Annotated in this window: 19 protein-coding genes; 1 reads left to right on the forward strand and 18 read right to left on the reverse strand. The window is 67.9% G+C overall.

Annotation, left to right across the window (positions count from 1 at the left end; genetic code table 11):
* Positions 1-7: 7 nt before the first annotated feature.
* From BS72_RS17750 to BS72_RS17810, 13 genes are all read right to left on the reverse strand, one after another.
* Positions 8-583, reverse strand: a complete 576-nt coding sequence (locus tag BS72_RS17750; protein WP_037911766.1) for an NUDIX hydrolase — start codon at positions 581-583, stop codon at positions 8-10.
* 3 nt (positions 584-586) lie between these two features.
* Complete coding sequence (locus tag BS72_RS17755) at positions 587-1,705, reverse strand: adenosylhomocysteinase (RefSeq protein WP_037911768.1); 1,119 nt, start codon at positions 1,703-1,705, stop codon at positions 587-589.
* Between the two features lie 22 nt (positions 1,706-1,727).
* Complete coding sequence (locus BS72_RS17760) at positions 1,728-2,723, reverse strand: NAD-dependent epimerase/dehydratase family protein (RefSeq protein ID WP_232792450.1); 996 nt, start codon at positions 2,721-2,723, stop codon at positions 1,728-1,730.
* Between the two features lie 23 nt (positions 2,724-2,746).
* The gene (locus BS72_RS17765; protein WP_037911772.1) at positions 2,747-3,583 is read right to left on the reverse strand and encodes a phosphotransferase; all 837 of its coding nucleotides are present in this window, start codon (positions 3,581-3,583) and stop codon (positions 2,747-2,749) included.
* A complete protein-coding gene (locus BS72_RS17770; RefSeq protein ID WP_037911773.1) occupies positions 3,580-4,239 on the reverse strand; it encodes a histidine phosphatase family protein in 660 nt (219 codons plus the stop codon). The genes BS72_RS17765 and BS72_RS17770 overlap by 4 nt, the downstream gene beginning before the upstream one ends.
* The gene (locus tag BS72_RS17775) at positions 4,236-5,015 is read right to left on the reverse strand and encodes a phosphotransferase (RefSeq protein ID WP_051951213.1); all 780 of its coding nucleotides are present in this window, start codon (positions 5,013-5,015) and stop codon (positions 4,236-4,238) included. The genes BS72_RS17770 and BS72_RS17775 overlap by 4 nt, the downstream gene beginning before the upstream one ends.
* A complete protein-coding gene (locus BS72_RS17780) occupies positions 5,012-5,851 on the reverse strand; it encodes a class I SAM-dependent methyltransferase (protein ID WP_037911775.1) in 840 nt (279 codons plus the stop codon). The genes BS72_RS17775 and BS72_RS17780 overlap by 4 nt, the downstream gene beginning before the upstream one ends.
* Before the next feature lie 43 nt (positions 5,852-5,894).
* Positions 5,895-6,410, reverse strand: a complete 516-nt coding sequence (locus BS72_RS17785) for a P-loop NTPase family protein (protein ID WP_037911777.1) — start codon at positions 6,408-6,410, stop codon at positions 5,895-5,897.
* A 78-nt stretch (positions 6,411-6,488) separates the two neighbouring features.
* The gene (locus BS72_RS17790; protein WP_198545918.1) at positions 6,489-7,532 is read right to left on the reverse strand and encodes a glycosyltransferase family protein; all 1,044 of its coding nucleotides are present in this window, start codon (positions 7,530-7,532) and stop codon (positions 6,489-6,491) included.
* The gene (locus tag BS72_RS17795) at positions 7,529-9,253 is read right to left on the reverse strand and encodes a carbamoyltransferase family protein (RefSeq protein WP_037911782.1); all 1,725 of its coding nucleotides are present in this window, start codon (positions 9,251-9,253) and stop codon (positions 7,529-7,531) included. Before BS72_RS17795 ends, BS72_RS17790 begins: the two co-directional genes overlap by 4 nt.
* 6 nt (positions 9,254-9,259) lie before the next feature.
* On the reverse strand, positions 9,260-10,219 hold the full coding sequence (locus BS72_RS17800) for a thymidylate synthase (protein ID WP_037911784.1): 960 nt from the start codon (positions 10,217-10,219) through the stop codon (positions 9,260-9,262).
* Positions 10,216-11,868, reverse strand: coding sequence for a hypothetical protein (locus tag BS72_RS17805; RefSeq protein WP_051951214.1), 1,653 nt, complete (start codon positions 11,866-11,868; stop codon positions 10,216-10,218). The genes BS72_RS17800 and BS72_RS17805 overlap by 4 nt, the downstream gene beginning before the upstream one ends.
* Positions 11,865-12,581, reverse strand: a complete 717-nt coding sequence (locus BS72_RS17810; RefSeq protein ID WP_051951215.1) for an HAD family hydrolase — start codon at positions 12,579-12,581, stop codon at positions 11,865-11,867. Before BS72_RS17810 ends, BS72_RS17805 begins: the two co-directional genes overlap by 4 nt.
* 280 nt (positions 12,582-12,861) lie before the next feature.
* Here BS72_RS17810 and BS72_RS17815 point away from each other — a divergent pair, with 280 nt between their 5' ends.
* Positions 12,862-13,275, forward strand: coding sequence for an ATP-binding protein (locus tag BS72_RS17815; protein ID WP_051951216.1), 414 nt, complete (start codon positions 12,862-12,864; stop codon positions 13,273-13,275).
* On the opposite strand, the gene BS72_RS17820 is transcribed toward BS72_RS17815, so the two are convergent.
* From BS72_RS17820 to BS72_RS17840, 5 genes are all read right to left on the reverse strand, one after another.
* Positions 13,235-13,972 carry a 2'-5' RNA ligase family protein gene (locus BS72_RS17820; protein ID WP_037911786.1) on the reverse strand — a complete coding sequence of 246 codons (738 nt, stop codon included), beginning with the start codon at positions 13,970-13,972 and terminating at the stop codon, positions 13,235-13,237. The two genes, BS72_RS17815 and BS72_RS17820, sit on opposite strands and share 41 nt — an antisense overlap.
* Positions 13,973-13,991: 19 nt before the next feature.
* Positions 13,992-15,326, reverse strand: coding sequence for a hypothetical protein (locus tag BS72_RS17825; RefSeq protein ID WP_037911789.1), 1,335 nt, complete (start codon positions 15,324-15,326; stop codon positions 13,992-13,994).
* Between the two features lie 258 nt (positions 15,327-15,584).
* On the reverse strand, positions 15,585-18,734 hold the full coding sequence (locus BS72_RS17830) for a type I restriction endonuclease subunit R (protein ID WP_037911792.1): 3,150 nt from the start codon (positions 18,732-18,734) through the stop codon (positions 15,585-15,587).
* On the reverse strand, positions 18,734-19,984 hold the full coding sequence (locus BS72_RS32465) for a restriction endonuclease subunit S (protein ID WP_051951217.1): 1,251 nt from the start codon (positions 19,982-19,984) through the stop codon (positions 18,734-18,736). Before BS72_RS32465 ends, BS72_RS17830 begins: the two co-directional genes overlap by 1 nt.
* Positions 19,981-21,738 carry an HsdM family class I SAM-dependent methyltransferase gene (locus tag BS72_RS17840; protein ID WP_037911793.1) on the reverse strand — a complete coding sequence of 586 codons (1,758 nt, stop codon included), beginning with the start codon at positions 21,736-21,738 and terminating at the stop codon, positions 19,981-19,983. Before BS72_RS17840 ends, BS72_RS32465 begins: the two co-directional genes overlap by 4 nt.
* Between the last annotated feature and the right edge of the window lie 30 nt (positions 21,739-21,768).

A 21,768-nucleotide genomic window follows, 5' to 3' on the forward strand; every position in this document is an offset into this window, starting at 1 on the left:
GCGGCTCCTATCGCCGGGCTGACGGGGCGGGTGGGACAAGGGCGTTCAACTTCGCTGCCACACCGAGCTGGGGCATCTGCTCTCGGCTGATCCAGCGATACCCGGTGACCTCCGCTTCTTGGACTCGGACCTTGTGCTCCGCCGGGGCGACGAACGCGAACCGGAAGTCGAAGTGCTGGTGGGCCGGCTCGCTCTTATCGGCGTTCGCGGGGATCGCGTGCACGTCGATGTCGAGGGGCACCCCGGCGAGATACGGCAGTGGCTCGACGGCCGTCGCAGGCAGACCGGTCTCTTCGTGGAGTTCGCGGAGCGCGGTGCCGACCAGACTCGTATCCGACTCCTCGATGTGGCCGCCAGGGAGCAGGTAGCGGTCCAGTACTCGATGGTGCACGTGAAGTACCCGCCCGTCGCGAGCGAGGACCACGGCTCCACAGGTGACGTGGCCCGCGAATGTGGTGCGGCTCGTCGGATTGGCCTTAGCGGCCAGGGCGTCGAGGAGCGGGCGGATGCGAGTCCTCTCGTCGGGGTTACGGGCGAGATATGTGGCGACGACGGTCTCAACTGAGCTGCGGGTAATGGGCATGGGTCACCTCGAGAAGTGGTCGAGCCAGATGCTGGCGATGGTGTGGCGAGCTTCGGCGGAGACTTCGTGGAGCCCGGGAGGCGGCTCAGCGGCGATCAGAGAGACCGCGGCCAGGATTTCCGCCTGGACGAGGTGGATGTAGCTGCCGACTTCGGCACCGTGGAGGAAGTTCACGGCGTTGCCGTCGTTGAGCACGTCGAAGTGGTGGTCCACCGTGGCGAACCGGGTGGTGCCGTGGGGCAGGGGCGTTCGGCGGTACGCACCTTCGAGGGAGGCAAGCTCCAGCTCGTCGTCGGAAGAGGTCACTGATGCGACGTAGGCGCCGTCGTGGAGCGCACCGAAGTCGGGCCGGCGCAACGCGAGGTTGCCGGTGGCGCACATCACGAGGTCGGCGCCCCGGAGGGCGTCGCTGCGGTGGGTCGTGACGCGGAACCCGTGGGCGTGGGCCTGTACCCGCTTCACGGGGTCGTTGTCGTAGACCGTGACCCGGACGTCGCGGTGGTGGAGCGCGCGGGCGATGGATCGGCCGATCTTGCCGTAGCCGATGACGCAGGCGTCCCGGTTGGTCAGGACGGAGCCGTGAGCGCGCAGCAGCGCCTCGGTGGAGAAGACGACGGAGTGGCCGACGAGGTGGTCCTCGCATTCCTTGAGCGGTGACCGGGCCACGGAATAGACCGGGCAAGGCAGCGTCGCCAGTGACTGGTACCGCCGGTGCCCGTTCTCGGTGTCCTCCACGACGCCGAGGATGCGGCCGGAGAACTTCCCGGTGAGGACGTCGAGGCTGGGCGCGAAGTAGCCGCCGATGTCCAGGAGCACCAGGTCCTCGCCGGGGACGGTGCCCTCCAGATAGTCGAGGGCCTGGCCCGCGTCGGCGAACTGGTCCCGGGTGAGCTGGTCGACGCGGTACCGCCGCCGTACCTCGTCGACGACCTCCGGCACCTGCGACTTGGGCTTGGGCAGGACGGCCGCCACGCGCGCAAGGTGCGTCAGAGCGTCCAGAAAGGCGGGTCGCTCAGGCAGCAGGTGCGTGATCACCAGCGAGGCCGCGGGCACACGGGACGGGAAGTGCTCGACGACGCGGCGGAAGTAGCCGTCCAGGCGGGCCCTGTCGGTTGTGGTCATAAGGGTGCTTCAAGCCCTTCGCTCAGGCAGCCTGCCGCGCCGCGTGGTCGGTGAGGTGCCGCAGTTGCGCGCGGATGCCGGCGGCGAGGTCGACGGTCGGCTCCCAGCCGAGGTGGGTACGGGCGCGCGAGCCGTCCGCATTGGTCACCGGTACGTCTCCGCTGCGGCTGGTGAGGTACTCGACGGCCAACTGGCGGCCGGTCAGCTGCTCCACGAGCTGCATCACCTCGGAGAGGGAGGTGTTGCTGCCGCCGCCCACGTTCACCACACCGGTGTCCTCCGGGGCGGAGGCGGCGGCGAGGGTAGCGGACACCGCGTCGTCGATGTACGTGAAGTCGCGCCGCTGGCGTCCGTCGCCGTAGATGCGGAGCGAGGTGCCCGCGATGGCGGCGAGCAGCGCCCGGTGGGTGAACATGTCCGCGCGCTGCCGGGGGCCGTAGACGGTGAAGTACCGGAGGGCGACCACGCTGGTGCGGCAGTCGGATCGGGCGGCGTGTGCCAGGCAGAGCTGCTCTTCGGCCAGCTTCGTCACAGCGTAGGGCGAGGCGGGGTGCGGGTGGTCGGTCTCCCGACTCGGCTGGCCAGCCGTCGGCCCGTAGACGCTGGAGGACGAGGCCACGACGACGCGCGGGATGCCGAGCCGGGCGGCGGCGTCCATCACGCGCTGGGTGGCGAGGATGTTGCACTGCACGTAGGAGCTGAACTGCGGCCCCCACGAGGGCCGGACACCGGGCACGCCCGCGAGGTGGAAGACCACGTCGGCGTCGAGCAGCACCGGCTCGACGGCGCAGGTCAGCAGGTCGGCCGTCACCGGCACGTAGCCGGGCTGGCCGATCAGCGGCGCGAGGTTGGCGGCGGCCGACCGGTCGGTGGCGGCGTCGCGGCGGTCGAGGCCGATGACCGTAGTGCCGTTTTGGAGCAGTGCCTGGGCGAGATGGGAGCCGATGAAGCCAGCCGATCCGGTGATCACGGCACGGCGGATGTGCGGTCGCGACGGGGCGAGAGGTGGGGTGGACACGTTGTCCTCCGGTAGCGGGGTGGTCAGGGAAGGCGGGTCAGAAGGGCCCGCCCGTGGGCGGACAGCTCGGCGTCGCCGGTCTCGTGGCCGCGCACCAACGCGGTGACGGCCTCGATCGCGCCGAAGAGGCGCAGGAGCTGCTGCTCGGCATCGGAAAGAAGCCGGCCATAGCCGGCGAAGAAGGCGTCGCGCAGATGCGGCTGACCCGTCCAGCGCCGGTGTTCGAGGCGGGCGAAGTCGCGGACGCGGGCATCCGGACGGCAGTGTTCGAAGTCCACGATGAAGAATTCGTCGCGGTGGAGCCGCCAGTTGCGGGGCTGGTAGTCGAGGTGGCAGATGCTGCCCTGCATGGCTGTGGAGGACAGCCGAAGCGCGAAGGCATGCAGGTGGCGTCGTTCGTCGAGGGAGATGATCCCGGCTTGGTCGGCACGCCGAGTCCACTGGCGCATACGGTCGGCAAGGTAGGAGCCGGCGAGTTCGGCTTGCTCCTGCGGCACAGCGTCGTGGAACCTCCGCAGCGCGGCGCCAGCGCGGTGGTGGCTCAGGGAGCGCTCGGCGGACGTGAGAGTTGGGCTGTCGCAGTCGTCGCCCGGGAGGTACGAGAGCAGCAGCGTCCGGCTGGACGGATCGTGCGCGACAAGCTCCGCAGTGAGGTCACGCAACGACGTGAGATACGTGGTGTAGGCCCGGACCTCCTGGGTGAAGCGGTGGGCGCTGCGGTGCTGCTTGACGACGTAGCGTCGGCCGGACGAATCCGCGACCAGCAGCAGTCGACGGGGAAGGTCCGGCCCGTTGATCGCCTGGACCTCGCCGACCACATCCGCCGCGAGGCGAAGGCGGGGGTCCTCGACCGCGGTCATCCCCGACCCCGCTGTCCCCGAGCTGGGTCCAGGTGCGCTGTGTCGTTGTGGCGGTCGAGGAGCCAGCGGTGCTGACCGAGGCGGTTGACGTGGTGTTGCCACTGGGTGATCGAGCCGTGGTCGACGGTGAATCCGGTCTGGAGGCCGGGCCGCAGCTCCAGCAGGAGGGTGTGCAGCGCCAGGACTGTCTCGCCGTGCGCGGCGAAGAGCAGCCGCTGCCCCTCGTGTTGTTCGATGAGGTCCCGAAGGAAGGCACCGGCGCGCTCCAGGTAGCCGTTCCACGTGTCCGAGCCCGTGGCCCACGGCCTGTCGGGATGGGCGTGCGGACCGCCGTCGGCGGAGGTCTTCACGTCGTACCAGGGCCTGCCGTCGGCGTCGCCGTGTACGGGGCCGTCCAGACCGGCGACGACCCTGGCCCTAGGTCCGAGGGCGGACCCCAGAATGTCCGCGGTCTCCCGGAGTCGTAAGCGCGGTCCTGCGTAGAGCGTCGTGAAGGGTTTCGTCGCGTGCTCGATCGCGAGACGTTCAGCTGCGGCGAGGACCTGGGCCCGGCCCAGGTCGGTCAGGCCCGTGCACGTAAGGGGTCCGCCCACGATGCCAGCGGCGTTGCAGCGGGCTTGGCCGTGTCGGACGAGGACGAGCTCCGTGGCGATCATGCGATGTCCTTGGTGGCGTCGCTGAGGCCGGTGCCAGCGCTCGGATTCGGAGCGCGGAACCGGTAGCCGTGTCGGCCGAGGTAGGGAGCGGTGAGGACGCCGTGCAGGCTCATGAAGGCACTGAGCTGCCCCATGTCCGTGCGGCCCAGCCGTTCGTGGTGGTGTGCGGCAGCCTGGTTGTACCGGTCGAGCGCGTCACGGAGGGCGTTGGCAGGAAGCGGCCCGTAGGTCATGGCCAGCGTCACGATCAACTTGGCCAGGTCGTAGCCGAAGGGGGCAAGGGTGAGTTCGTCGAAGTCGATCGTGACGACAGCGTTTGCGGTGATGAGGAGGTTGCGCGGATTGGTGTCCTTGTAGAAGGCGGCCGGGCCGATTGCCGTTTGAGCCAGGAGCGCCAGCGAGGCGTCCAGATCGGCGGTCGTCGGAAGGAACCCGGCGGCGTGCCGCGCGGCAAGGGCCTTCTGCCGCGACGAGGGGTAGTCCGGCACCTCCAACTCCGTGCTCGGTACGTGCACGGCGCCGAGCTGGGCGCGGTGCAGGTCGTTCATCCAGGTGGCACCGTGCACGTCCCCGAGGTGTGTGGCGAGGCGCGGCAGGTCGGACGGCTGGGCATGGCGACCCTGGACTAACTCGAAGGTGAGGCTGGTGGGTCTGATCGCCTGGAGCGCTGGCAGGCGGACCGGGGCGGCGTGCTGCACCAGCCACATGTAGTTGCGTACCGCGGTCTGGCAGCGCTCAGCCGTGGGGTAGCGCTTGACGTACTGGGCTCTGGTCATCGGCGGGCTCCAGGTGGACGGGCGACGACGTAGGTGATGGTCGAGTTCGCCGTGACCGGTGCTTCGGGAAGACGCGCTCGGAGGGCTTCGGCGATCGCCGTGGGGTCCCCGCGCAGTCCCGGCGCAAGGTGGTACTTCGGGTTGGTCGCCACGTAGGCGGCCACGTGCGCCAGGTCGGCGAAGCAGAAGTGGTGGTCCTCGTGTTCCACGTGCAGCACGTCGAGGCCGCTGGCCGCGATCGCGGCAACGTTTCCGCTGTGGGCTGCGGAGTACAGGCTTTCTCGGTACGGGGCTTCCGGATCGAGCCCGGCGGAGGCGAGCAGCACGTCGAGCTCGCTGTAGCTGTCCGCGCTCTTCGTCACCAGCACTGCTACGCCCTGGGGATGTAGCACGCGGGCGAACTCGGCAATCACCTGTCCGGGCTGGGGCGAGTGATACAGGCAGAAGGCCGCGACAACCAGGTCGTACGTGCCGGTCTCCAGCGGAAGGCGGTGGAAGTCGGCCTGAACGAATCCGGTCTCGGTTCCCGGTGGAGCACCTACGCGCATACGTGCTGCGGCGAGCATGGCACCGGAGGCGTCGATCGCCGTGAGCCGCCGCGGCGTGAGCTGTTCGGCCAGCACGCGGCTGCTCGTCCCCCGGCCGCAGCCGACGTCGGCCACCGTGCGGAGGGGAAGGTCCGGGTGCGCGTGTTCCAGGGCCAGACGCGCGATGGTGTCCGGCACCGGGCGACCGGAGACCTTCGCCTGTCCCAGCGCCGACGTACGTGAGGCCAGGCGGCTTGCGTCTCCGTACAGCGGTGTCAGCGACGAAGCCAGGAAGGGATTGGGGTTCACCGGCTCCGCCTCCCCCGTGGAAGGCCGCCAGCGAGTGAACCTCTCAGCCCGAGCGGTCCGCGGTGACCTCGCACAGCCAGCGGCGGGTACGTCGGCGGCTGGTCAGGAGCACCACGTCGGCGTGGCCGGCGGCGTACTCCTCGATCTTCGCCAGGACCCGGGGCCGCATCTTGCGGCGGTACGTCGCTACGTACTTGACGACGCTCCAGGTGATCCGGTTGTGGACGCCGTTGCCCTTGTGGCCGGCGCCGTGCCGGAGCTGACGCGAGAAGATCCCCCAGAGGGCCGCGACAGTGGACACGTCCATGAACACCACGGTGTCGCAGGCTTCGAGCCGGATGGCCAGGGTGGAGTTGTAATTGCCGTCGATCACCCAGCGCGGCTTGGAGACGAGGGTGCGCTGGGCGGCGGCGAACTTCTCCATCGGCAGCGCGTTCCACTCGTCGTCGAAGTAGACCGCGTCCAGGTGCGTGACCGGGGCGGCCAGCGCGGCTCCGAGCCGGCGGGCCACATGGGACTTGCCGCTGCCACCGCAGCCGATGATGGCGACCTTCTGCATGGTGCTCCACTGTAGAGGGGGTGGACGGACGGGAGTTCTCGCCACCGGCCGGCCTGGTCCGCCGGTTCTGGAAGGGCCTCACGGCCTGGCCCCTTCCGGATACGCCGTGACCTGGGCGAGAACCGAATCGAGCGCCGCGACCTGGCGGCTCAACCGGAAGATGTCCAGTCGTTCGAGGCAGGCGGCAAGCAGATCGACATGCTCCTTGCTTCCAGCAAGCGCGCGGAGCTCTTCGACGCGACGGGTGACGTCGTCGCCGTCCCGCACGATCAGCGATTGCGGAACGAACGTCTCGGCTCCGCGGATGCCGGCAGGCGCCAGAGGCAGGCATCCGGCCAGAACCGCCTCGAAGATCCGCTGTGTCATCTGCCCGGCCGCCGCGTAGCGCTCGGGCAGCAGCAGGACTGTCGCCAGCGACCGGCTGTAGATGCGGTGCACCTCGGCGAACGGGACGCGGCCGAGGAAGGTGACGTGCGGCCAGGCGGACGTGCGCGGCCACTTTCCACCGACCTCATGGGGAACCGTCCGGGCCGCTGGCGCGAAGAACGCGTCGAACGCCTCGTCCCGGTCGTACTGGTTGCCCACATAGCCAAGCCCGACCGGACGAGGCTGCGCGGCTAGGACAGTCGGGTCGGCGGCGTCGAGCAGTGCGTCGTCGACCGGGAAGAGCAGCCGGTGAGCCCCCGCGGTCGGGACGAGCGCAGCCTCGCAGACCGTGGCACCGAGAGTGCGGCGCCACGGGTCGTCGCCACTCAGCTGGCGGTCCTTGTCCCAGATGACCACCGGGACGGCCTGCTGGGCGTAGTGCATGAGCAGGTCGGCCTGGCGGTGGAGGTCGCAGGTGTGGCCCGGACTGCCGCACGGGGTGGTGTTCCGGCCCTCGATGGCCCAGCGCCATTCGAGGAACAGCACGTCCACGTCCGGGAAGCCGGCGTCGAAGACGTACGCACCGCCGAGGTCGTCCCCGGCCTCCGTACGATCCCGGTCGCCTTGGAGGAAGAGGATCTCGTGGCCGCGGCCGAGCAGCCCGTCGACCAGGGGACGGCGGTGGCTGCGGCCTCCGTCCGGGGTGTCGGTGACGCCGGGGCCGAGGAAGCCCCAGAAGCTGTAACCGATCCTCATGTGGTGATCCACCGCCCCTCCAGCAGGAGAGCGTCCAGGCCCGAGTTGGCCAGGCAGTCCAGCGCCATCGCGGGTGTGCCGCACATGGGTCGGCCCTTGACGTTGAGGGAGGTGTTGATGAGCACCGGCACGCCGGTCCGTCGTGCGAACGCCTCCAGGACGTCGTGCATGAACGGGTTCTGCGCGGAGGAGACCGTCTGGAGCCGGGCGGTGCCGTTGGCGTGCACGATCGCGGGTAGGCGCTGCCTGGCTGCCTCGGTGACTCCGGACGCCATCGACATGAACGGCGCCTGCTGGCCGAGCGTGAAGAACTCGCCGGCCCGTTCCGCGGTGACCATCGGGGCGAACGGGCGGAACGGCTCCCGAAACTTCACGGTGGCGTTCAACCGCTCCACTACACCCGGCAGCAAGGGCGAGGCGAGGATGGAACGGTTGCCCAGCGCGCGTGGACCCGCCTCGACCCGACCACGGAAGAGGCCGACGATCACGCCCTCGGCAAGCTGCTCCGCCAGGAACTGGGCGGGATCGCCGGGAATCTTGTGTTCGCGCAGTTGCGGCCATGGGTTGAGGTCGAGGTCCGAGCCCGAATAGCGCGGGCCGAGGTAGCACTCGTCGGTGATCCCGGACAGCGGGCCGATGCCGCCGCCGTCCACGTGAGCGGCGATCGCCGCGCCCAGAGCGGTCCCTGCGTCGCCCGGCGCCGGTGGGACGAAGACCTCGTCGAAGAGCCCCGCGTCGATGATCCGGCCGACGCTCACGCAGTTGGTGGCCACTCCGCCGCCGAGGCACAGCCGCCGGGAACCCGTCAGCGCTCGGGCACGGCGGGCCAGGTGCAGCATCACCTCGTCGGTGCGCTCCTGAAGGGCCGCGGCGAGGTCTTGGTGAACGGCCTCGACCGACTCGTCCGCGAGACGTGGCAGGCAGCTCAGGGTGGCGAACCGCGGCGATGTCCGCGCGTATTCCGAGCTGAGCACGCGCAGTGGGAAGAGCGTCGGATCGAGGACGAATCCCGCGTCGGTGGTCCGGATCGCCTGGGCGAAGAGGTCCCGGAAGCGGGACGGATCCCCGAGAGCGGCGAGCGCCATGACCGTCCCCTCCTCGTCACCGCGTCGCCAGCCCAGGTGTTCGGTGACGGCCCCGTAGGCGTATCCGAGCGACGCGGGATCGCGCAGCGACTGGAGAGTGGTGACGTTCGGCCTGCTGTCCGGGCTCAGACGGCCGAGGCCGATGGTGGTGGTCTGGGTCTCGCCCAGGCTGTCCACGACGAGGACTGCGGCGTCCTCCCAGCCCGACGCGGTGAACGCGGTCAGCTGGTGAGCCCGGTGGTGCAGCACCGGATGCACGTCCGCCTGAGGAAACCGGTGGCCGAGGGACCGCAGCCGACGCACCGAACGCAGGCCGACCTTGGCGAACCCGGCGGCTCGCGGGAGCGCCCGCGATCGTGTGGCGGGGGACAGTGCCCAGCGGGGCGTTTCGGCGAGGGCCGCGAAGTACCGCAGAGCCTGGAAGTTGTACGCCACGACATCGACGTCTGCGGCCACCAGCCCGGCCTCATGCAGCAGCCACGCGACGGCGAGTTCGGGGTACGCCTTCGTGTGCTTGACCCCGGAGAGACGCTCCTCCTCGACGAAGCCGACGAGCTTGCCGTCCACCAGCAGCGCGGCAGCGGAGTCGTGGGTGAAGGCGCACAGCCCCAGCACCACGGACGGTGGTCTACGCACGGCCCATCACCTCGGTCCCATCGTCGAAGGGGTCGACGTGGCGTCGTGCGGGAGAGGTGAGAGCTTCGCGTACCACGCCGCCAAGGACTCGTTGAGCGGTCCCGTGATGCCGGCGGCCGTACGCCGGGCCTCGTTCCGATCGCCCCGCTTCCAGAGCCGGTAGCTCTGCATGGCCGTGCCCATCGCGTCCCAACCGGCGTGCCCGGTCGCCTTCCCGGCCTGCACGTGGGACAGGAGGTCGTCGAAACCGTCCCAGCCGGTCACTAGCTCGGGCATCTCCGGGAGGGCCGTGACGGACGTGACCGCTGCCGCCCGCTCCATGTCGCGCTCGTAGATGTGCAGCGAGCCGACGTGATGCCGGTACGTGCCCAGCTCCGCCCCGAGCCAACCGGCCACCAGCTCGTGCAGAGTGGTGTAGAAGAACAGGTCGTACGGCAGGCCGATCCACACGTCCTGACCGCGCATCGAGGTGGCCATGTCCAGTCGGCCATTGCGCAGGTGGAACTGGAACCCGAGGGTGCACGGCACGTCTCGGTGGCCGGCCGCGTCCCGTGCTGGGTCGTAGAGCTGGATCAGCGCACGTCGGGAGTCCGGGTCCGCCGTGAGGATCTCGACGACGCGCCGCAGCTGGTCGACACCGCCGTTCCAACGGCGCAGTCGCGGCCCGTACGCGCCGCGCAGGACTCCGCCGTCGGCGTACTGCGCGAGCTTCCCGTTGAAGTCGAAGATCCAGGGCGCGTCCGAGCCGGAGAGGATCCAGACCGTCTCGGCGACTGCGAAGGCCGGGTTCGGGATGCGCGTCGGATGGGCGAGCAGAAGGCGGGCGCGGGGCTTGGCCAGCCGGATTCCGACGTCCAAGACCTCGCGGGTCGCCATCCCCCGGGGGCTGACGCGCTCTCCGTTGCGGGCGACGTCGAGCGCGCCGGCGAACACCTCGGCGACGCTGTCCGCAGTCAACGTGATCACCGGTTTGCACCTCCGTGCTTCGTGTCGGCTGCTGAGAGTCCCAAGGGCGGGGCCGAGCCTCGGGCGGTGGCGTTGGCGAGCGCCGTGGCGACGACATCGGCGACGGCTGCGCTGCTCGCGCCGACGTCAAGGCAGATCGCCCGTTTGGCCGCTGCCGATATGCGGCATGCGCGCGGCGCCTCCGCGATGCGCTCCAGGGCGGCCGTGATCTCCGGGCTGGCGGCACAACGTTGCGCGGCACGCTGGTCGGCAAGGCCGAGAGTCCGCGTTGCGGGCAGGACGAGTTCCAGCACGGGTACGTCCAGCAGAATGGCCTCGATGCCGCAGGTGGAGGAGGCGGAGATCAGGGCGTCGGCCCCGGCCAGGCACCCCCGGGCACCGACGGCGGAATCTGCCAGGGCCACGCTGACGGTGCCGACATCTTCGAGCAGCGCGCTGTACGCGTCAGCGCCCTGCGCAGGGTGAGGAGCGACGACGAGGCCCCACGTACTGCCTGCCCTCCTCACCCCCTCCGCCACGACCTCGAAGTGGCTTCGCAGCTTCTCCTCGCGGAAGGGCTGGCACGCCCACACAGCGATCCTCGGAGGAACCGAACCCGCCTGAGCCGCGAGGATCTTCTCCAAGTAGCGGCGCTGGGCTGCCCGATCGACCTGGGCGAGCACGTCGAAGCGCGGCTGGCCCACCACGTGGACGTGGGCGTCGGCCCGCTTGGACCACGTACGCGCGGTGAGCACGTCACGCGCACCCATGACCGCGATGTGCCGGCAGTGCTGCGCCCGCCAGGCGACCTGCCCCTCCACCCAGGCGCCGTGCTGGACATAGACCGTGTCGGCACCGGCTCGCTCGGCCGCATGTACCGCGAGGACACCGGGCGGGCTGGTGTCGTTGCTGCACAGGAAGACGGGAGACGCCAGGCGGGAGAGCGCGTCGTCGAGCCACCCCTCGATACCGACCGTCGCTGCCCACGACGGCTGCGTGACGTCCGCGCTTCGCCGCAGCACGCCGACGACGAGTGCGGCCAGCCTGTCGACGGGAACGGCGTACTCGCCGACCTGTACGGTACGGCCATCGCGCGTGCCGCTGAGGGCGCGTACGGGCGGCCCTCCACCATGGGCAAGGAGTTCCTTCGGCAGCCGTAGAACGGAGATCGCGTCGTCCGGCGGGGTCGGAACGTCGTGACGGGATTCGGTTGCGAGGTCCAGCACCGTGCTCGCGACACCGCGACGGGCGAGTTCGGCCAAGACGGGCAGCAGCGTCTGAGCATGGCGAGAGGACCAGGACACCGCGCAGACAGGCGTGGGCGCTGTAGGGGACGGCGCACGATCGACCACCTCTTCGCCGACGCGACGCTCGTCGTCGGGCATCGCGATGGCGGCAGTACCGAGGAGGTATGCCATTCCCGCCGGGGAGACGTCGTAGGTCACGTAGCCCAGGGAGGGCTGGTGACGCGCGACGACCAAGTCCCGCTCATCCTCGCCGCTGTGGAACGGGACCTCGTCCGTCAGACGCCTGACCAGGCGAGTCAGCAGTCGGCGCACCGGCACGTGGTGGCTGTGCAGCCAGCTCACGCCCCCGGGTGTCCGCACTACCGCGCCGTACTCCGATTCCAAGGCCGCCATCAGCGCGTCGACCTTTGCTGCCGTGCTCACGCCCCCGCCCCTTCGACGCGGGCGGGCAGCAGCCGCACCAGGTCCGCCGGTTCATGAGCGACCCGAGGCTCCGGCTCGGCCGGTCGTCCGTAGCCCCAGCCGGCGTGCACGTACCCGGTCCCCGCCCTCCGCGCGGCCTCCTGGTCCACTGCCATGTCGCCCACGTACAACACTGCGGCGGGATCCGTCCCGGTCTCCACCAAGGCGGCCAGCAGAGTGTCGGGAGCGGGTTTGCCGCGTTCGCGCCCCGGAGTGCGAACGACGTCGAACGTGCAGCCGAGGCGCTCCAGGAGGGGAAGGACGCGTGTCTGCGGCTTCGAGGTCACGACACCGATCCGGTATCCGCTGGCCATGAGGTCGCGCAAAGCACCTTCGACCCCCGAGAAGGGGCGGGCGCGGTGGGACTCCCGGACCGAAGCGCGTTCGTACGTCTCCGCCACGTCCTCGCCGTGCGGAACGCCGAGCCTCGCCATGATGTCGGCGAACGGGCGTCCCAAGAGCTGGGCGTACGAGCTGAACGGAACATCGATCCCGTGCCGGACGCGGACCTCCTCCCACGCGGTGCGCATCACCGGCAGGGTGTCGAACAGGACCCCGTCCAGGTCGAAGAGCACCAACTCGGGGGTGGTCCCAGGCATGACGGCCGGGATGTGCCGGTCCGGCTGCGGGTCACATAACGCCACCATGTCCTCCTGCGTTCTGGGCTGAGCCATTCCCGGGCCGCCTCGGTGGGCGCGCCCTCGGCCGGTCCTCGCGGAGCCGGTCCCTGAACACAGTCGTCGCGGGAGCCACGCGGCAGTACGCCGTTGAGCCGCCGTCTCTCCGCCGTTTCCGCCGCAACGAGACGGCGGAGAGACGGCGCACTCACGACGTGGGCATGCCACAGCTGGGCCATCACGCTTGAACGCCCGCTGATGACTACCGGAAGCGAGACGAGCCGTGCCCCGATCAGACGTTGAAGGAGCGGCGACCGACGACCTGGGCGGAGGGCTCGTGCAGCACCACCGCCTGGGCCTGCTGGGCTGCACCGAGCCGCAGCGTGTCGCACGCAACCTCGTCCACCACGCTCTTGAGAACCGCGCCTCGACGGAACAGATCGACGACGCGGTGATCGTCGCCTCCGAGCTGGTCACCAACGCTCTCCGTCACACGGCGAGCGGGCCCGTACGAGTGGACCTGGATGTCTACGAGGACACCGCGGTCCTCTGGGTGTACGACGGTGAGCCGCACGCCGAGCCGCTGTCCGTGGAAGTCCCGTCGTCCGCCGACGAGCTGCTGGAGGGCGGGCGCGGGCTCTACCTCGTCGAAGCCCTGACCGAGAGGTGGTTCGTCTGGCCCGCCCGCCCGGGGAAGGCGGTCGTGGCCGTCATGCCCGTGGGCGGTGGTCGGCCAACTCGGACAGCGTGAGCGGAAGGCTCTCCAACACGTCCCAGCGGTATTCGGCCCCGCACCTGCGCAGCTCCACGAGCTGGACGTCGGCGACGCTCAGCTCTACCGACGGCAGCGAGCGCAACCCGGCAACCGCCTCGATGACAGGCCCCGCCGGCCGCGGACGGTTATTGTACGCGAGGCTGAGGTGCGGCCGGAAGACGGCGATCGGCTTCTTGACCGGCAAGCCGACTGAGGCGTTCGCCGCGACAAGATCCGCGTGCAGGCTGATGAGCGGCTCCCACGGTGTGAGCGTCAGCCGAACGGCTCCCCGAGACCCCGCCAACGGCGTGGCCCGTACGGTGAACCTCTCCGGTAGCAGGGCCTGAGCCCGGCTGGCCAGCGCGTGCAACCGTGTCGTATCGACGGAACCAGGAGCCCCGACTCTCACCAGCGTCACGTGCAGCCACTCGGTAGGCACCGGGTCGAGCCGTAGCGGCGACAGCGCCTCCTGACACTGCTCCGCGAGCTCTTTGAGCTCGGGCACGTCGCGGAAGGCGAGCATCCAGTAGTAGGCACGCGCTCCGTCCGACCAACCGGGCCGCGACCAGTGGTCAACCATCTCGTCGAGCGCGTCGAACGCGCTCTGGTCGTGCGCTGTGATCCCTTTGTGGTCGTTCAGGTCACCGGGAGGCTCCACCGGAAAGGCGGCGGGGTCGGGCGAGAGCAGGGGCACCCGGCGTTCTCCTTCGGCGTCACAGCGCCCCGGCGCGCGACATCGCCAGAGCGGCAGGTTGCGAGCTCCACAAGCGGAGTTCCTCGCCATACTCCCCTACGGCCGCGAGGCCCTGCCATCCGCGGGCCTGGGCGTACAGGTCGCGCGAGCGCTGCCACACGGACCGGATCGGTACATCGCCGCAGAAGGTTAGCGCCTCCCGTCCCAGCTGCATCGCCCGCTCGACATCCGGCCTGGCCTGCTGCAACAGGGCGCTGGCGACATCGAGCCGGACAAGCGAACGGCTCCACGGGTCCGAGCCCTCGACGAGGCCGTCGATGCGCTCGGCCGTCGCGAGAACCTGGCCCACCTGCCCCACCGATACGTACGCCGTCACGGCGTTGGCGAGGGTGCGGGCGTACCCGTAGGGCTCGAAGGAGATGCACGGCGTGAGGCCGGCCGCAACGTCGTGCGCAGCCGACAACTCCAGGGCCCGGCCAACGACCTGCTCGACGCCCTTCCGGTCACCCATCTTCCCGAGCGCGCGAGCCCGCCCGTTGGCCAGCAGCCGGATGGCCTGCGCGCTGCTGGGCGCCATTTCCACCGCTGCCGCGGCACAGGCGTCGGCTTCCCGGTAGCGGCCGGCGTAGTAGTAGCCGAACGACAGCGTGGCCCGCGCCCACAGCTCCGTCTCGACGTCCCTGATCGCCCGACTGAGGTCCAGGGCCTCCGTGGCGTACGCCTCCGCCAGCACGAAGTCACCCACGTTGACGGCCATGTACCCGAGTAACCCGCCTGCCCTGGCGGCCAACCGGAACAGCTCGTGCCGCACCCGCGGCGGCTGGTGCCCGTCCAGCAACGTATGGATCAACTGCCGTAGCGACCGAGCCTGACCCCGGATCGGCTTCGGCCCCTCGCGGTCGTAGCGGGCGACGATGCCGTCCAACGACGAGCCGAGGAACGCGATCGTGCGGTCATCGGCGTTGCTCGCGGTGAGCTGCCGCGTACGAGCGACGATCTCTACGACGCTGTCCTCGTCATCGTGAACAGCTGGCGCCATCGTCGCCGTGGGAACCACGACAGTCGCAGGTCGGACGGCCTCGTCCTCGTTGGCCAGCTCAGAGAACAACTCCTCGGCGGAGGGCCCGAGCATGTACTCCAGCACCCGACAAGCCCCCGGATGCGGCAGCCCCCTCAACTCCCCGCCCACCCACCGATCAAATTGCCGCGCCGAGACGGTAAGTAAGCCCAGTTGCGGATCCTCTTCACGGTCGGCCAACTCCCGAGCCGCCCGCTGAAACTGCGCGACGAACGCGTCGTAAACCGTGAGGTGGCGGTGTCGAAGTGTCCGCCGAAACAGGGTCTCCTTGGGCATGCGGGCGTCTCCTTTGGTCGGGATCGTGGGTCGATGAGAAGACGTGCGGGGCCGGGATTTCCAGATAAGTGCTTTTGGCCTCCGATCGCCGCGTCGCAGCTGGCGTCTCGACGCGGCCCAGCGCTTGGCCGCGTCGTGCAGTTCAACGGCCTCCTTCGCTCCAGTAGTAAGCCGCAGTGGAGCAGCCAGGTTGGTGACCGTGTTGCCCGAGCCCAGTAGGCAGCCGGTGGTCTGTTGAGAGTCTGCGCGCTGTCGCAGTCAAGAGTCCACCTGCTGATCGACCGCTGCTTCGTAGAAGGCATCCGCCAGCGTCACGATGATCGCGTTGATCGCCGGCCCGTCGGTGAAGAAGTAGTCAGCCATCGCGTTATGGGCGTCCTGGTTGTCTGCAACCGCTTCCGTAACTGCTGCCTGGAAGTCCGGCGACTCCATGAACTGTTTCTTGGTGTTGGCCTTGGTCTGGTTGACCAGGTCAGTGTTGGCGAGCAGGCGCTGGACGAGCCCCTGAACGAACTCCTGGACCTGGGAGGCAGCGAAGGACTCCGCGCCAAAAAGGTCGTTCATCTTGTCTATGACGACTTGGAGCGCGACGTACTTCGGGTCCTTCTTCGCTCCCGTGCCGGCAGCGCTGATGCCCTTCAGTTGCCCGTCGCCCACGAGGGAGATGTCGACCGGGATCGCCTTGCTGTGCTTGACCCCGACCAGCACCACGTCGGAGAGATCGACCTCGGCCGACCACGAGGACTCGGCGATCACCTTCTCCAGCAGCCGTAGGAAGATGGAGAGCATCTCCATGTAGGGGTCGCCGTAGTCGACGATCTGGGACATGAAGTCGTAGAGGCGTACGTAGGTGGAGACGTCCTTGCGGAAGAGGTCGAGCTCGTTGAGCGTGACCTTGTCCTCTTCCTCGATTGCCCGCGCGTAGCGGCGGCGGAAGTCATGCTGCGCCGGGCTGATCGCCGCCGAGAGCGCGTTGTTGCCCTTTCGGGTCACCCACAGCTCGGCGACCTTGCGGACGTCGTCTTCGGTGTAGACGCCGAGCTGGGCGAGCTTGTTGGACAGGTGGACGACGACGTACGGGTCGGTTTCGGTCTCCAGGGTGGCGTTCTTGAAGTACGGCTCGAAGGCTGCCTTGATGTCCTCGGGCTGGTTGGCGAAGTCGATGACGAACGTCTTGCGCTTCTGCTCGCCGCCGGCGGTGCGGTGGGTGCGGTTCAGCCGTGAGAGCGTCTGCACCGCGGTGATGCCTGGCAGCTTCTTGTCGACGTACATGGCGGAGAGGAGCGGCTGGTCGAAGCCGGTCTGGAACTTGTTGGCGACCAGCATGATCTTGTAGGTCTGGCCCTTGAAGGCGGCTGCCAGATCCGTCCCGGCACCGGGGTTCATGTTGGCCTCGGTGTACTCGTCGTCCTTTGACGGCTGCGGGCCCCAGTCGCTGTGCCAGGTCTCATTCTCGGGCATCGTCACCCCGCCGGAGAAGGCGACCAGTGTGCGGTAATTGTACGAGGCGTCCTCGGTGCGTCGCTTGGCGATGTAGGCGTCTATGGCCAGCTTGTACTTCACCGCGGACCTGCGGGAGCCGGTCACCACCATTGCCTTCGCTCGGCCTTCCAGGAGGTAGGCCACGTTGGTGTGGAAATGCTCGACGATGATCTGTACCTTCTGGCTGATGTTCGTCGGGTGGAGCAGCACCCACCGCATCAAGCCCTTGCGGGCGGTGGTCTCCTCGACCTTGCCCCCAGCATCATCACCGCTCCCGGCCTTGCCCGCGATCTTCAGTGCGGTGTCGTAGCTCTGGTAACCCTTGAGCACGTCGAGGATGTAGCCCTCCTCGATCGCCTGCTTCATCGAGTACAGGTGGAACTCGCGTGGCTTCCCGTCGGCGCCCTTGCGGCCGAACAGTTCGAGAGTCTTGCTCTTCGGCGTCGCGGTGAACGCGAAGTAGGAGATGTTCTCCGACTCGGCTCGTTCTGTCATCTCGGACGCGAGGACCGCCTCCACGTCGACTTCGCCGCCGTCCTCGACCTCCTGGATCTCCTCGGCGGTCAGCACCTGCTTCAGCTTCGCGGAGATCTGGCCCGACTGGGAGGAGTGCGCCTCATCGGCGATGACGGCGAACCGCCTTCCCTTCAAGCTGGCGTCGCTGCGGATCTCGTCCAGGGCGTAGGGGAACGTCTGCAGTGTCACGACGATGATCAGCTCGCCGTTCTTCAGCGCCTGTGCCAGCAAGCCCGACTTCGACTTGGCGCCGGCCTTGCGGACATCGTCGGGGCCGATGGTGGCGACGATCTTGCCGGTGCCATCGATCTGCCGAATCGCCTCCTGCAACTGGGTATCGAGCACGGTGCGGTCCACGACGACGATGACCGAGTCGAAGACCTTCTGGTCGTCGATGTGCAGCCGCGCCAGGCGGTGGGCCGTCCAGGCGATGGTGTTCGTCTTCCCCGACCCGGCCGAGTGCTCGATCAGGTACCGCTGCCCGACGCCTTCCTCGCGCACCGCGTCCACGATGCTCGTGACGGCCTCCCACTGGTGGAACCGGGGGAAGAGCATGTCCATGCGCCGTACCGAGGTGCCGGTCGAGACGTCCCATTCCTCCTTGGTCTGGACGATCATCAGCCGGCCGACGATGTTCAGCCAGGCGTGCTTCTCCCACACCCGTTCCCACAGGTACGCCGTCGCCGACCGGCCGTCAGCGCCGGGCGGGTTGCCCTCGCCGCTGTCGAAGCCGGTGTTGAACGGCATGAAGTGGGTCTTGTCGCCCTCCAGCTTCGTCGTCATCGCTGCCAGGTCGTTCGAGACAGCGAAGTGCACCAGAGCCCTGTGCCCGAAGGAGAGCAACGGTTCTGGGCGGCCGTTCGTCAGCGGGTTGCGGTCCTGCTTGTATTGGTTGACCGCCTCATTCAGCGATTGGGTGAAGTCGGTCTTCAGCTCTACCGTGGCCACCGGGAGCCCATTGATGAAGAACACCAGATCGATGCTGCGCTGGTCGGCGGTCGAGAAGCGCACCTGCCGCACGACCCGCACTCGCATTGCCTCGTACTGAGCCGTGCTCGTCGCGTTGAGCGACGTCTCGGGGCGAAACTGCGCCATTTTCAACCGGCCGCCACCGATGAACTGGACCCCGTTGCGCAGGATGTTCAGCGTCCCGCCGCCGTGCTCCAGCGGCCGCTCGAGCGCCGCGGTCAGCACGTCGAGGAACTTCGCCTGCGATCCTGCGGCCTTCAGTGCCTTCTCGTACGCCGACTTCTGCGTCGCCTCCAGCCACGCGAACAGGTCAGCCGGGAACAGCGCCCGCTCTCGGTCGTACTCGCCGCCGTCGTGGTCGTTGGCCGAGTACAGCCAGCCGTGGTCACGGAGGTACTCGCAGATCTCCTTCTCGAAGACAGCCTCGTTGTGATCAGCCATCACGCCACCGTCCCTCGAACGTCGGTCTGACCTGTGACAGCAGCCATGATCATCGCTGACCGGCGTTCCCGGGACAGCTCGATGAACCGCTCAGTCTCCATGATGAGCGTGTCGATTTTCGTGGTCGCATACTTGATCTCAGCCACGATCCCGTGCTGCTGCGCAATCGTTGGAACCGGCACGCGCAGGGACGCGATGATGTCAGAGTTCAGGTTGTCCATCGTTGAGCCAACTGATGCGAGAGCCAGTGCATCGCGGTTGCGTCGGCTGCTAAATACAATAGCCCCGAATTCCGGGTCGAGCAGATTCCGATCGAACCGAACAAGTGCTGAGCCAGTTCCGCAGAGGAATCCGGCTGCCGAAGGCCCTACGACCGCACAACGCCCTAGCTCCCCGCGCCGGGCAGCGACCAAATCACCTTCTGCCAGAGCATGGCGCGCAAGCCGTGCGGCCTTTGCAGCTCCGACCGCGATCCGTGGATCGGGGACTACTTCCCCTGAAACAATATGGGATGGATTGATAATCGGCGTGCCGCCATCCTCGTACTCATCGGATTTCAGCTGACTGCCGAATGGTCCTGTCTGAATCAAGACGGAAACTGCCTTTAGCGGCGTGTGCCAGTCAAGTAGCGCCACGCTCCGTTCTACGACCGACCACCGCCGCTCGCGGAGCATCTCGATCAGCCGCTGCTGCTCTTCGATGAGCGTGTCGATGCGAGCCGTCTCGCGGTCGAGATAGTCGGCGATGGCGGCCTGATCCTCCACTGGCGGCAGCGGGATTGGAATCCTGGCAAGCTTTTCTGCTGTGAGATGCGGCATCGAGACAACATTGGAGTAGGCGCGGATGAAGCCGCTAGCCCGCAGTGCGATCAGGTAGAACGCGATGAAGCGACCGTCAAAGTCTTCAATAGGTCGAAGCCGGTTGATCGAGTTTTGGAATCCCCAGCCAGGAAGATCCTGGTCGACATACGCGGCGCGGCCAAAGCCGCCCTGGCCGCCCTCTACAACGACCACGTCACCCGCGCGGATGCTCAACTGTTTAAGTTCGTCCTCGCCGAACCACATCTCATTTACGTCATCGAGGGCCAACACGCCATTGGGCTGCACATTTGCAGCGCGCATGTAGGAGGCACGCGCGTCATTACCCGAGTCCTTGCTCTGCAACATTTTGCCGAGCGTGACCGTAGCAGCGTTCTTGACCTGGCCTGTCAGCCACCCATCGGGCAATACCTTCCAGAGAGGCCCCGTCACTTCTCCACCTCCCGCAGCAGGTCAAGGATTTTGGCGACCTGCTTCTCCAGGTCAGCGTCAATCTCAGCGAGAGGGCGAGGAGGGCTGTACCTGTAGAAGTGGCGAGTGAAGGGGATCTCGTATCCGGTCTTGGTCTTGGACCAGTCGACCCAGGCGTCCGGAACGTGCGGCTTCACCTCCGCGTTGAAGTACGCCTGGACGACCTCGCGCATCCCTTCCGCGCCAGCAGTCGAGCCGCCGTAGGTGAAGGGCACGTTCTCAGTGTCACGCTTCTTCGAGTCGGACTTCGGGGCGCCCTTGCGGTCGACGACAGGGTTACCCTCCTCGTCGAGCAGGGGGCGTTCGACAGTGACTGTCCAGTAGCCGAAATCGTCGTTGCGCAGAACCTTGGAGAAGTCAGGGTCGGCAGCCTCGAAGTCGGCGTACAACTGCACGACCTCGGCGCGGTCGGCGTCACTGATCTCGCGCCCCTTGGCTCCGAGGTTCTTGCGCATCTTGGTCCAGAACGACGTGCCGTCGATGAGCTGGACCTTGCCCTGGCGGTCGGGGTGCTTGGTGTTGTCGAGGATCCAGATGTATGTGGCGATGCCGGTGTTGAAGAACATGTTGGTCGGCAGTGCGACGATCGCCTCGACCAGGTCACGCTCGATTAGCCACCGGCGGATGTTGGAGGGACCGGACTCAGCGGCACCGTTGAACAGGGGCGAGCCGTTCATGACGATGCCGACGCGACCGCCGCCGTCCTCCGGGGCGCGCATCTTGTGGGCCAGGTGCAGCAGGAAGAGCATCTGGCCGTCGGAGGTTGCGGGGAGGCCCGGTGCGAAGCGGCCGTAGGGGCCAGCAGCGTCGCGCTCTGTTTTGACCGCCTTGGCGTACTGCTTCCAGTCCACTCCGTAGGGCGGGTTGGACATGCAGTAGTCGAACTGGCGGGTCTTGAAGGCGTCCTCAGTGAGGGTGTTCCCGAAGGCGATGTTCGTCGTGTCGTGGCCCTTGGCGAGCAGGTCAGACTTGCAAATGGCGTACGACTGTGGGTTGTACTCCTGGCCGTACAAAGTCAGCCTGGCCCCAGGGTTCTGCGCGAGCAGGTGCTCTTCGGCCAGGGAGAGCATGCCGCCAGTGCCAGCGGTGGGGTCGTAGAGTGACCTCACAATGGCGCCCTCGGGGCGGCTGGCCTCCTCCTCGACGTCCTTCTCCGTGAAGAGCAGGTCCACCAGCAGCCGGATCGCGTCGCGCGGCGTGTAGTGGTCTCCGGAGGTCTCATTCGCGGCCTCGTTGAACTTGCGGATGATGTACTCGAACGCGTCGCCCATGTCCGAGTTGGACACCACGTCGGGATGAAGGTCGACACCGCTGAAGGACTGGACGATCTCGCGCAGGAGTCCAGCCTTCTCCAGGGCCAGGATCTCCTTCTTGAAGTCGAAGTACTCGAACACGTCCACGTCGGCGGAGAACCGGTCGATGTAGTCGGCGAGGTTGTCCGCCAGCCCGTCCGCGTCGGCCAGCAGGTTCGCGAAGCCGTAGTTGGAGGTGTTGTAGAACTGCCGTCCCGTGAGCTTCTTGACCTCGACCTTGAGCCGGTTCGGGTTCTCGTACCGCGTAGCCAGTTCCCGTACCGCGGCTCGGTTTGGCTCGAGCACGCAGTCGAGTCGCCGCAGGATGGTGAACGGGAGGATCACTGTCCCGTACTGATTGGGCCGATAGGGGCCTCGAAGCTGGTCAGCGATCGACCAGATGAAGCGACCGAGCGTGCTCACAGAGTTCCTCACGAGAATCGACTGGCAGTG

It is taken from the genome of Actinacidiphila yeochonensis CN732, assembly GCF_000745345.1.
Lineage (GTDB): Bacteria > Actinomycetota > Actinomycetes > Streptomycetales > Streptomycetaceae > Actinacidiphila > Actinacidiphila yeochonensis.

What these genes read in the sequence shown, in the direction of transcription:
- BS72_RS17750 (WP_037911766.1), bottom strand. Translation starts at nt 583, where the DNA reads ATGCCCATTACCCGCAGCTCAGTTGAGACCGTCGTCGCCACATATCTC.
- BS72_RS17755 (WP_037911768.1), bottom strand. Translation starts at nt 1,705, where the DNA reads ATGACCACAACCGACAGGGCCCGCCTGGACGGCTACTTCCGCCGCGTC.
- BS72_RS17765 (WP_037911772.1), bottom strand. Translation starts at nt 3,583, where the DNA reads ATGACCGCGGTCGAGGACCCCCGCCTTCGCCTCGCGGCGGATGTGGTC.
- BS72_RS17770 (WP_037911773.1), bottom strand. Translation starts at nt 4,239, where the DNA reads ATGATCGCCACGGAGCTCGTCCTCGTCCGACACGGCCAAGCCCGCTGC.
- BS72_RS17775 (WP_051951213.1), bottom strand. Translation starts at nt 5,015, where the DNA reads ATGACCAGAGCCCAGTACGTCAAGCGCTACCCCACGGCTGAGCGCTGC.
- BS72_RS17785 (WP_037911777.1), bottom strand. Translation starts at nt 6,410, where the DNA reads ATGCAGAAGGTCGCCATCATCGGCTGCGGTGGCAGCGGCAAGTCCCAT.
- BS72_RS17790 (WP_198545918.1), bottom strand. Translation starts at nt 7,532, where the DNA reads ATGAGGATCGGTTACAGCTTCTGGGGCTTCCTCGGCCCCGGCGTCACC.
- BS72_RS17810 (WP_051951215.1), bottom strand. Translation starts at nt 12,581, where the DNA reads ATGGCTCAGCCCAGAACGCAGGAGGACATGGTGGCGTTATGTGACCCG.
- BS72_RS17825 (WP_037911789.1), bottom strand. Translation starts at nt 15,326, where the DNA reads ATGCCCAAGGAGACCCTGTTTCGGCGGACACTTCGACACCGCCACCTC.
- BS72_RS17830 (WP_037911792.1), bottom strand. Translation starts at nt 18,734, where the DNA reads ATGGCTGATCACAACGAGGCTGTCTTCGAGAAGGAGATCTGCGAGTAC.